The organism is Chondromyces apiculatus DSM 436 (genome assembly GCF_000601485.1).
In the GTDB taxonomy this organism is placed as follows: domain Bacteria; phylum Myxococcota_A; class Polyangia; order Polyangiales; family Polyangiaceae; genus Chondromyces; species Chondromyces apiculatus.
The window spans coordinates 43,423-52,951 of record NZ_ASRX01000106.1; the positions used below are offsets into that span (position 1 = coordinate 43,423).

11 protein-coding genes and 2 pseudogenes are annotated in these 9,529 nt (G+C 72.5%); 9 read left to right on the top strand and 4 right to left on the bottom strand.

Going from position 1 to position 9,529, the window contains the following annotated elements:
- The first annotated feature begins 59 nt into the window (after positions 1 to 59).
- The gene (locus CAP_RS40380; RefSeq protein WP_044251015.1) at positions 60 to 1,088 is read left to right on the top strand and encodes a hypothetical protein; all 1,029 of its coding nucleotides are present in this window, start codon (positions 60 to 62) and stop codon (positions 1,086 to 1,088) included.
- Here the strand turns inward: CAP_RS40380 and CAP_RS40385 are convergent.
- Together CAP_RS40385 and CAP_RS40390 are read right to left on the bottom strand one after the other, a co-directional pair.
- A complete protein-coding gene (locus CAP_RS40385; RefSeq protein WP_044251017.1) occupies positions 1,079 to 1,585 on the bottom strand; it encodes a hypothetical protein in 507 nt (168 codons plus the stop codon). The two genes, CAP_RS40380 and CAP_RS40385, sit on opposite strands and share 10 nt — an antisense overlap.
- Before the next feature lie 115 nt (positions 1,586 to 1,700).
- Positions 1,701 to 2,426 carry a DJ-1/PfpI family protein gene (locus tag CAP_RS40390; RefSeq protein WP_044251019.1) on the bottom strand — a complete coding sequence of 242 codons (726 nt, stop codon included), beginning with the start codon at positions 2,424 to 2,426 and terminating at the stop codon, positions 1,701 to 1,703.
- 246 nt (positions 2,427 to 2,672) lie between these two features.
- Between CAP_RS40390 and CAP_RS40395 the strand changes: the two genes are divergently transcribed.
- The 3 genes from CAP_RS40395 to CAP_RS40405 all read left to right on the top strand — a co-directional run bounded on the left by CAP_RS40395 (position 2,673) and on the right by CAP_RS40405 (position 5,590).
- The gene (locus CAP_RS40395) at positions 2,673 to 3,626 is read left to right on the top strand and encodes a GlxA family transcriptional regulator (RefSeq protein ID WP_044251022.1); all 954 of its coding nucleotides are present in this window, start codon (positions 2,673 to 2,675) and stop codon (positions 3,624 to 3,626) included.
- Between the two features lie 543 nt (positions 3,627 to 4,169).
- Positions 4,170 to 4,655, top strand: coding sequence for a M4 family metallopeptidase (locus tag CAP_RS55470; protein ID WP_269325005.1), 486 nt, complete (start codon positions 4,170 to 4,172; stop codon positions 4,653 to 4,655).
- Between the two features lie 212 nt (positions 4,656 to 4,867).
- Complete coding sequence (locus tag CAP_RS40405; RefSeq protein WP_044251026.1) at positions 4,868 to 5,590, top strand: hypothetical protein; 723 nt, start codon at positions 4,868 to 4,870, stop codon at positions 5,588 to 5,590.
- Between the two features lie 49 nt (positions 5,591 to 5,639).
- Here CAP_RS40405 and CAP_RS40410 read toward each other — a convergent pair whose 3' ends face one another.
- Together CAP_RS40410 and CAP_RS40415 are read right to left on the bottom strand one after the other, a co-directional pair.
- A complete protein-coding gene (locus CAP_RS40410) occupies positions 5,640 to 6,377 on the bottom strand; it encodes a nucleotidyltransferase domain-containing protein (protein WP_156041590.1) in 738 nt (245 codons plus the stop codon).
- A 2-nt stretch (positions 6,378 to 6,379) separates the two neighbouring features.
- Positions 6,380 to 7,186, bottom strand: a complete 807-nt coding sequence (locus CAP_RS40415; RefSeq protein WP_044251030.1) for a phytanoyl-CoA dioxygenase family protein — start codon at positions 7,184 to 7,186, stop codon at positions 6,380 to 6,382.
- A gap of 1 nt (position 7,187) precedes the next feature.
- Between CAP_RS40415 and CAP_RS53020 the strand changes: the two genes are divergently transcribed.
- From CAP_RS53020 to CAP_RS53030, 5 genes and pseudogenes are all read left to right on the top strand, one after another.
- Positions 7,188 to 7,367: a hypothetical protein gene (locus tag CAP_RS53020; RefSeq protein WP_044251032.1), complete on the top strand. Its 180-nt coding sequence runs from the start codon at positions 7,188 to 7,190 to the stop codon at positions 7,365 to 7,367.
- Positions 7,368 to 7,409: 42 nt separating this feature from the next.
- Complete coding sequence (locus CAP_RS53025) at positions 7,410 to 7,937, top strand: hypothetical protein (protein WP_044251035.1); 528 nt, start codon at positions 7,410 to 7,412, stop codon at positions 7,935 to 7,937.
- Positions 7,934 to 8,587: pseudogene (locus CAP_RS55925) on the top strand (FG-GAP repeat protein); the annotation flags it as partial. The gene CAP_RS53025 and the pseudogene CAP_RS55925, both read left to right, overlap by 4 nt.
- A 224-nt stretch (positions 8,588 to 8,811) precedes the next feature.
- Positions 8,812 to 8,958 (top strand): annotated as a pseudogene (locus CAP_RS55930) (FG-GAP repeat protein); the annotation flags it as partial.
- A gap of 57 nt (positions 8,959 to 9,015) precedes the next feature.
- Complete coding sequence (locus CAP_RS53030) at positions 9,016 to 9,462, top strand: hypothetical protein (protein ID WP_044251041.1); 447 nt, start codon at positions 9,016 to 9,018, stop codon at positions 9,460 to 9,462.
- Positions 9,463 to 9,529: the final 67 nt, after the last annotated feature.

Genomic DNA, 9,529 nt, shown 5'->3' on the forward strand with positions numbered 1-9,529 from the left:
GCATCATACCACGCTGCCTTCCCCCTGCGCCGCTCGCCGACCTTCGGTAGCCTCACGGGGTGGATCTCCAGCAGCAGATCAAGTGGGCAGCGGCCACGCTCGGGCTCACCGAGAGGTCCAGCGGGGCCGAGGGCGTGATCGAGGGCCACGCCATCGCGCTGCTTTACCGCCCCCTCGATCGCGAGGTGCAGCTCCGCATCGACGGCGCGCTCACGCCGCCCCTGGATCTCGGCCTCCACATGCGCCGCCGCGAGGTGATCCTGGGCGCGCTCGGGCAGATCCCCACCGGCAGCGAGGACCTCGACCTCGAGTTCTCACGCTCGGCCGACGACGTGGAGCGGGCCCGGGAGCTGTTCACGCCCGACCTGCGCGCGCACCTCGTGGCCCTGCACCGCGCCGCGTACGACGTCCGGCTGTACGACGAGGGATGCGCCATCGCCGAGCGGAACGGGGTCGACGTGGACGCGCCCTGGATCGTGCAGGCGACCCACAAGGTGGTGGAGACGCTGAAGGTCCTCGACGAGGCGCGCGTCAGCGTCCCGGCCGCGGCGCCGCTGCGGGGGCACGCGGAGGCCCTCGCCTCCCTCGCCGCGACGCACGGGCTCGCGTTCAGGACGGCGCCCCTCGGGGTGTGGGGCGAGATCGAAGGCCGCACCATCGCGGTGGGCTCGGCGCGCAAGGGCAACGGCAAGCACCACCTCACGGTGCGGGCGCCCTTCGAGACGGAGCTGGGCCTCAGGCTCGCGCTCCGGAGGGAGAACCTCTTCGATGGCGTCCGCTCCTGGCTGGGAGGTCAGGACGTGAAGGTCGGGGATGCGGTGTTCGACCGGCGCTTCCTGGTGCGCGCAGATCCGACGCTGACGTCCCGGGTGCCAGGGCTGTTCGACGCGCACGTCCGGGAGGTGCTGCGCGCCCTCGACGCGCAGCTCGGACCGGTGAGCATCGACGACCGCGCGCTCACCATCGCCCCCGTCCTCTCGTCGGTGGCGCCCGACGCCCTGCTGGCAGCGCTGGTGTCGCTCGACGAAGCGCGGGTGCGGATCGAGCGCAACCGGCTCCACGGCAGCGCCGGCGGCCCTTACCGCTGAGGCCCCGGGAAGAGGGCGCTGATGGTTGCGGCGGAGCTGGGGAAGGGATCGGTGACGATCTCGGGCAGGCCGCCGCACGTGAATCCGCCCCGGAGAAAGGCCGCGTTGGCGCCGCGCTCGGCCCCGGTCGGCAAGCGCGCGCGGTAGCGCAGGGGCTCGCGCACGTCGACGCGGTAGAGCGGCTCGTTCCACGTCGAGGGCGGGATGCCGAGCCACCGCTTGAGCAAGGCCACGCGGCCCGCACAGGCCGCGAGGATCCCGTCCATGGTCGCGCAGGTGGCCATGAACTGGCCGGTGGGATCCCCGAGCGTGGCGCGTCCCCTCACGAAGCGGTGAAAGTGGCTCTCGGGGAGGATGTATGCGCCCCCGTGACGGAAGGCCTCCAGGTGGGCCGCGACGTCGAGGACGGGGACCGCGCAGAGGGGGTTCGAGCCCGCGTGAGGCGCGACGCCTTGCCAGACAGGGCGACGTTCTGGGTAGATGATCTGGACGTCCACGAGACCCTACCTCGATGCACGGGGCGGCGACCGCGGGCCAGCACCTTGGCCTCGAAGTCATGGATGCTCCCGTCGCGCGGGCCGTCGCGCCCCACGACACCCGAGGGTCAAGGGATCAAGGGCTCGCGGCGTGGCCTGGTGTCACCGTGGCGACCCGCAGCATGCGCTGGACGTCCGCGTCGAGGTGCGCGCGGACCTGGGCGACGAGCGCCGGGTCGGCTGTCCTCGGCGTCCCTGCGTCGAAGGGCGGCTCCGGGTCGTACTCCACCATGAGCTGGGTCAGCTTCGCGACCTGCTCACCGCGGAGCTGGGCGAGGAGCGTCAGCCCGAAGTCGATGCCCGCCGTGACGCCGCCGCCCGAGACCCGGTTGCGGTCGGTGACGACGCGCGCCTCGACCCGCTCCGCGCCGAAGGCGGAGAGCAGCGCGTGACACGCCCAGTGCGTCGTCGCCCGGTAGCCGCGGAGCAGGCCCGCGGCGCCCAGGATGAGCGACCCCGTGCACACCGACGTCACGTACCTGGCCCGCGGCGCGTGATCCCTCAGGAACTGGAGGATCTCGGTGTCCTCCAGGGCGTCGGCCGTGCCCATACCGCCCGGCACGAACAGGATGTCGAGATCCTCCGGACACGCGGCGAAGGTGGTCGTCGGCAGCATCGCAGGGCCCGAGTCCGAGACCACAGGGTCGCGCGTCTTCCAGAGCAAGTGGGTCTGCCCGTGCAGGCCGAGCACGGCCTGGGGCCCCACCAGATCCAGCAGGGTGAAGCCGGGATAGAGCACCATCCCGACCTGGAGCGGCCGCACCTCGGCGCCTCCCGGCGCACGCATCGGTTCCATCGTCATGGGTCACGCCTGTCCTTGGGTTGCGCGTTGCGCACGTGGCGTCCATCGCCACGCCCCGGTCATCGCACTCCGACGGCTCTCCCGCGAGTGGCCATGATGCCAATCTTCGACGACTTCTGGCCACGGATCGCAGGTGTCTCCCCGCAATCGACAGCCGTTGCCGGAGCGGTCGCGAGGCCGTCGTGCAGGGAGCTTTCGACGCGGCAATGGCTTGGCGACACCGGCCCGATCCGGCATGGTTTCGCCATGCATGTCGTGGCTGTCGTCGCGCTCGAAGGCGTCGTCCCGCTCGATCTGTCGATCCCCTGCGGCGTGTTCGACACCGTCCGCCTCTCCGACGGACGCGCCCCGTACCAGGTCCGGGTGTGCGGGGTCGCCCGCGAGGTGGACGCTGGCGTCTTCACCCTGCGCGTCCCTCACGGGCTCGGCGCGCTCGCGCGGGCCGACACCATCGTCCTCCCCGGCATCCTTGACCTGGATCTGGAGGTCCCGCCCGCGCTGCTCCGCGCCCTTCGCAGTGCGGCAGCCCGGGGCAAGCGTGTGGCGTCCATCTGCAGCGGGGCCTTCATCCTCGCGGCGACCGGGCTGCTCGACGGGCGGCGCGCGACCACCCACTGGCACGCGGCCGACACCCTGGCCAGGCGCTACCCCGCCATCGAGGTCGACCCCACCGTCCTCTACGTGGACGAGGGGCAGATCCTGACCTCCGCGGGCGTGGCGGCGGGGTTCGATCTCTGCCTCCACCTGGTGCGGCGCGACCATGGCGCTGCCGTGGCGGCGGACGCCGCGAGGATGTCGGTGATGCCGCTCGAACGTGCGGGTGGCCAGTCCCAGTTCATCGCACACGCGCCGCCGACCCCAGACGGCGCCTCGCTGGAGCCGCTCCTCTCCTGGCTGGAAGCGCGCCTCGACGCCCGGCTCACGCTCGACGACATCGCCCGCCGCGCCGCGCTCAGCGTGCGCACCCTGAACCGCCGCTTCCGCGACCAGGTGGGCACGACGCCGCTCCAGTGGCTGCTCCGCGCCCGCGTGCGCCGCGCCCAGCGCCTGCTCGAGACCACCAGCCACTCCGTGGAGCGGATCGCCGCCGAGGTCGGCTTCGGCTCCGCGACCGCCTTCCGCGAGCATTTCCAGCGCCTCGTCAGCACCAGCCCCCAGGCCTACCGGCGCGCCTTCGGCAGCGCCCCGAAGCAGGGCTGACCTGCCACGCCGCTGGCTCCAGGAGCAAACGCGCGGGTCGGCGCAGGTTGCCGCCACCCAGCTCCGCACCAGCCGACGCCTCAACACCGCAGCGCGGTGCCACTGAGCGCACCCAACGCTTCGGGTCACCTCGGCGACATGCCACCAAGGGCGCACATCTTTTTGGGTCACCTCGGCGACATGCCACCAAGGGCGCACATCTTTTTGGGTCACCTTGGCGACATGCCACCAAGGGCGCACATCTTTTTGGGTCACCTTGGCGACATGCCGCCAAGGGCGCACATCTTTTTGGGTCACCTCAGCGACGTCTCGCTGCGTCGTTCCTGACGGTCTGGAGACCTCGGCAGCGCTTCGGGACGATCTCTGCGCATGCTGGAGCGCTCAGATACCTTCAAACTTTTACTTCCCGTGCTCTCCCCTGACGCGGGTGCGCCGCCTGCCACGCCGCCACTGCCGACGCGCGGCAGGCCGACGCTCCTCCAGCCCCCGCACTGGCTGTCGACCGTTGCGAAACAAGACGCCCGGAAGAGGACGATTTCTCAGTTGAGTACCCGTGGAATTTCCGCCCGCGACGCTCATTACAGCAAGAAGTACAACAATGCGTTCTGGAACGGCTCGGTGATGACCTACGGCGACGGCGACGGGACGACGTTCACGCCGCTGGTGACGCTCGACATCTGCGGGCACGAGATGACGCACGGGGTGATCGAGCGCACGGCGAACCTGACGTACTCGGGCGAGTCGGGGGCGCTGAACGAGGCGATCGCGGACATCATGGGCGCGATGGTGGAGCGGAGCGCGCGGGGCGAGAGCGCGAACACCTGGCTGATCGGGGAGGACGCCTTCACGCCCGGGACCCCGGGGAACGCGCTCCGCTACATGGCCGATCCGCACCAGGCGACGGACGGTGGGTTCACGGCGAACGGCGATCCACGGGGCCGGGAGCCCCGAGGTGGCAGCCGTGGGCCAGGCCTGGTCGCTGGTCGGCGTGAATTGAGTCTCCACGAAGGGACTTCCCTCCCTGCCTGACGTGTCCTCCCCCACCTGACGCGTGCTCCCCACCTGCCGTGGCCTCCCTCACAGGGGGCGCATGTTTTTTTGCAGAGGGTGTGCATAAGGATTCGCGGCGCCTCGTCGAACACGAGCGCGGCGCGGTCCGCGTCCCTTTCCACCGGGCATCGCCATGTGGGCGAAGCCACGGCGGGAGAGGTCTTCCCTGAACGAACATCCAGAGGAACGTCATGCAACTCCCCTCCAGTACGGCATCCAGCGAGTCCCATCTTGAGTACGCGGCGCACTTCACGGGCGCCGAGGAAGCGTGGCGAGATGCGGAGATCATCAGCGCCGAGCAGCGCGCCGTGATCCAGGAAGTAGGCGCCAGCGTTGCGGCGCGGGCGCAGGCCCTGAAGGCGCGGCACTCCTCGGCAGAGCTGACCGAGGGGGCGACGAGCAGGGCGCGGGCGCGGTTCGGCGTGCGCGACGTGGTGCTGGGAATGCGGGTGATGGCGTGCAGCGACGGCCTGCTCAACGGGCCTGCGCAGCGGAGCCGGGATCACGCGCTGTACAAGTCGGTGATGCTGGGGCGGACGGCGAGCGCGATCAAGAGCGCGCGGCCCCGGGAGGAGCCGGAGCTGGTGGAGCGGGTGCGGACGCAGCTCGCGGAGGCGCCGGACTTCACCGCGAAGGCAGGGCTGCTCACCAGCCTGGACGACGCGCTGGAGCGGAGCTTCGAGGCGCGCGACGCGCTCGATCTTGCCGAGTCTGCGGAAAACCAGGCGGCGGACGCGGAGATCGCGGCGCGGCGCGAGCTGCGTCAGGCGCTCGACCAGGCGTACGGCAGGCTCCGGGCGGCGTTCCCCGGTCAGCGTGATTTCGTGGAGTCGTTCTTCCTGCGCAAGACGCGGAAGAAGGTGACCCAGGCGAGTGAGCCGGGGCGGCGCGAGGCCCGCGCGGCGGCGCGCTGATCCTCTGCGTGAGCCGAGGCGAGGCAGAACCGCGCCTCGGCTTGCGCGATCAGGGCGGCGCTTCCTCGATGACGACGCGCACCAGGTGGGCGATGGCGTCGTGGGAAGCGCCGGGGGCGAGGGCCTTCGCGAAAGCGTCGCGGGCGCGGGGGTCCTCGTCCGCGATCTGACGGAGGGCCTCGCGGGGGCCCAGGTAGAAGGCGCCGCGGAGCTGGAAGTAGGCGGGCAGAAGCTCCGCGAGGAGCTGGGCGCGCCGGTAGTCGGCCTCCAGCGCGCTGCCGGCGAGGCGCGTGAGCATCTTCTGGCCCCAAGACCGGAGCGCCTCCACCTCGCCCGGGGGGAGGCGCCCGGGGCCGGCGGCGAAGATCTCCTGGGCGCGCTGGACGAGCGCCGCCGCGAAGCCGTGGTCGTCGCGGATCACGAGGCCACTGCGGACGCGGAGGAGGCCCGGATCTCGGCTGACGTCGAGGGAGGCCTCGGGATCGATCCAGGCGTCGATGGCGAGGCCTTCGAGGTCGCGGACGAGGCGCTCGGCGGGGCCTTCGCGGCGCACGAGGAGCAGGTCGTGATCGCTGTCGGGACGCGCTTCCCCGCGGGCGCGCGAGCCATAGAGGATGGCGGCGTGGCAGCCGTGCTGCGCGGCGAGGGCTTCGATGACGCGGCGTTCGTGGGGAGAGAGGCGCTCGTTCGCGGGCGTCGGCAGAGGCGGCGGGGACGAGGGCGGCAACGGCGGCAACGGCGGCAACGGCGGCAACGGCGGCAACGGCGGCAACGGCGACGGACGCATGGTCAAAACGGGATGATGGGGACGAGGTCACCGGTCGCGAGGTCGCCGGGTGCCTGGCCGGGCGCCAGCATCTCCGCGAGGCGCGCCTTGCTGGGGTTCCCGGGCTTCCCGAGGCGCACGCCGTCGGCCATGTAGTGAACGACGAGCACGGCGCGCATCTGGTCCGTCCGGTTCGGGTGGGCGCCGTGCACCATCCAGGCGTGGTGGAACGAGACGTCTCCCACGCGCATCGCCCCCAGCTCGTCGCGCGGGAGCCCGCGCTCCCTCACCACCGCCTCGAAGGCCACGTCGGTCGCGTCGGAGATGTCGTGAGGGCCGAGCTCCCCGAGGAGGTGCGAGCCGCGGGCGAAGTACATGCCCCCCATCTCCACCGGGACGTCGTGCAGGGGGATCCAGACGGCGATGCCGAGGTCGGTGTCGAAGGGGCACGCCGAGTGGTCCTGGTGCCACGGGGTGTGTCCGCTCCCGGGCTCCTTGAGCAGCAGCTCGTCGCAGAGGATGCGCACCGCGGGGACGCCGAGCAGCTCGGCGGCGGCGCGCGCGAAGCAAGGCGCGAACACCAGGCGCCGGACCTGCTCGTCCTGCGCCCAGGCATTGAAGGTCTGGATGAACGCGCGCGCATAGGTGTCGCGCAGCGCCGGCGCGCGCCGCGGCAAGGCGAAGCGCGCCGAGGCGTCCTCCACGGCGGAGGCATACCTGCGGATGTCGTCGGGCGGCGCTGCCTGTCGCATCACCAGGTAGCCGTCGCTGCGGAAGGCAGCGATCTGGTCCCGGCTCAAGGAGATGCGGTGATCGAGAGGCGGAAGCACCTTGGCAGACGTACCACCCTCACCGGAGCAGGCCAAGGCGACGGCCCGGCTCCGGGCGGCTCCGGGCGGCTTCGGGCGGACCCAGACGCCGGGGAAGCGACGCCGCGCCGACCGCGCCGACCGCGCCGACCGCGCCGACCGCGTGGAGATCGCCTGTCGAGGAGGTGAAGGCGAGGCGTGAGCGGATGTCGGGCGGTGGCGCCAGCGTGGTACCACGGGGAGCATGAACACGACTGCGCTGTGGCACCGGGGGGCGCAGGGGCTCGGTCTGCTGGTTTCGCTGTCGGTCACCGCGGCGTGCGCCTCGGGAGACGGGGACGGCGTCCTCGATGACGCCCGAGGGCGCGGCGCGCCGTGGGCCACGTCGGGCGCCGAGGCACCGCCTGCCGTCGACCAGGGGCCTGCGCAGGCGTCCCGACGCGCGGCGTACATCGCGGCGGTGCAGGCGAAGGCTCCGACGGAGTACGGGGTGGTGGCCACGGCGGGCAGCGCGCGCGCCCTGAACCCCGCGCAGGGGCTGGCTGCGGAGCTGTCGGCCGAGGGCGTGTGGCTCTCGCCGACGCGCGGCAGGCCGACGCGCAGCACGCCGACGCGCGGCAGCGGGGAGTGGCGCTTCGGGCTCTCGGCGCGCGCGTGGGGCTGTGCCGGGAAGGAGGGTGCAGCAGGCGCGGAGGGCTTTCGCCGCGCGCACGCCGTCGCGCCCGCGGTGGACGGCAACCGGGTGACCTTCGCGCGCGACGCGAGGGGATGACGGAGTGGTACGTCAACGGGCCGCTGGGGATCGAGCAAGGCTTCACGGTGCAGGAGCGGCCCTGCGCGGCGCGTGCGGGGGCGGCAGAGGCGGCGGGGGGCGAGGCCGGCGAGGGGCTGGTGATCGAGGTGGGGATCGAGGGGGACCTGTCGGCGGGCGTCTCAAGCGCGGGCGGCGCGGGGGACGCGCTCTCGCTGCGGGATGCGTCGGGCCACGAGGTGCTGCGCTACACCGATCTGCACGTGGTGGACGCGGCGGGGAAGGTGCTCCCGGCGCGGCTCGCGCTCGTCGAAGGGACCGTGGCGATCCACGTCGACGACGCGGGGGCGACGTACCCGGTGGTGGTCGATCCGCTGGTCTGGGTCGAGCAGCAGAAGCTCCTGGAGCCCGACGGCTCGTCCCAGGTGGGCTTCGGCAGAGGTCTCGTTCTCCAGGGCGACACCGCGGTGGCGACGCGGTTCACCGATCAGAACGGCGCGCTCGAAGGCGCCGCGTACGTGTTCGCCCGTGCGGGTGGCTTCTGGGCCCCGCAGCAGGAGCTCATCCCGAGCGACGCGGCGAGCGGGGCGAAGATCGGCCTGACCGTGGCGCTCTCCGGGGACACGCTCGCGGTGACCGGGCGGCTCCCGGGCTCCGGGCTGAGCCGCGCCGTGTACGTCTTCGTGCGCTCCGGCGACACCTGGGTCGAGCAGCAGAAAGTCCTGCGGCCCTCCACGGCCGTGTACTCGTTCGGCGACGCCCTCGCGCTCGACGGGGACACGCGGCTCGTGGGCGACTACTCGCAGAGCACCCCCCAGAACGGCGCCTGGGTGGAGACGCAGAAGCTCATCCCCCCGACGCCGCGGAGCTGTCCGGGCTCGGGACCAGCGTCGCGATCCATGGCGACACCATCCTCCTCGGGGCGTCGGGCCAGGACAGCACGGACACGGACGCGGGCGCGGCCTACGTGTTCCAGCGCTCCGGCGGCGCCTGGCAGCAGACACAGAAGCTGGTCCCGGACGACAGCGCGCCCGACGCTTACTTCGGGTCCACGATCACGATCGATGGCGAGACCGCGCTCATCCGGAACCGGAACTCCGTGTACGTGTTCGACGCGGTGATGAAGAGCGACATCGGGGACCCCTGCGTCGGCGCGGATGCGTGCGCGAGCGGGTACTGCGTCGATGGGGTCTGCTGCGAGGAGGCGTGCGACGCCGACGCGTGCATGGCGTGCTCCGTGGCGGCGGGCGCCGCGAACGACGGGAGCTGCGGGCCCTCCACGGGCAAGGCATGCGATGACGGCGACGCCTGCACGACCGCGGACACCTGTCAGGACGGGGAGTGCATCGCCTGGTGGGAAACGGTGTGCGAAGGGCCCGCGAGCGGCGCGTGCCGGGTGCCCACCTGCGATTCTCTGAGCGGGCAGTGCATCGAGGTCGACGAGGTGGACGGCGTGCCCTGCCCGGAGGGCGTGTGCCCCGGAGGGCGTGTGCCAGGAGGGGGCGTGCGTGGGCGATGCGGGCACGGGTGGGGGCGGCGCGGGTAGCTCCGGAGGCGCGGGCGGCGCGGGTGGCGCGGGCGGCGCGGGTGGCGCGGGCGGCGCGGGGGCGGGC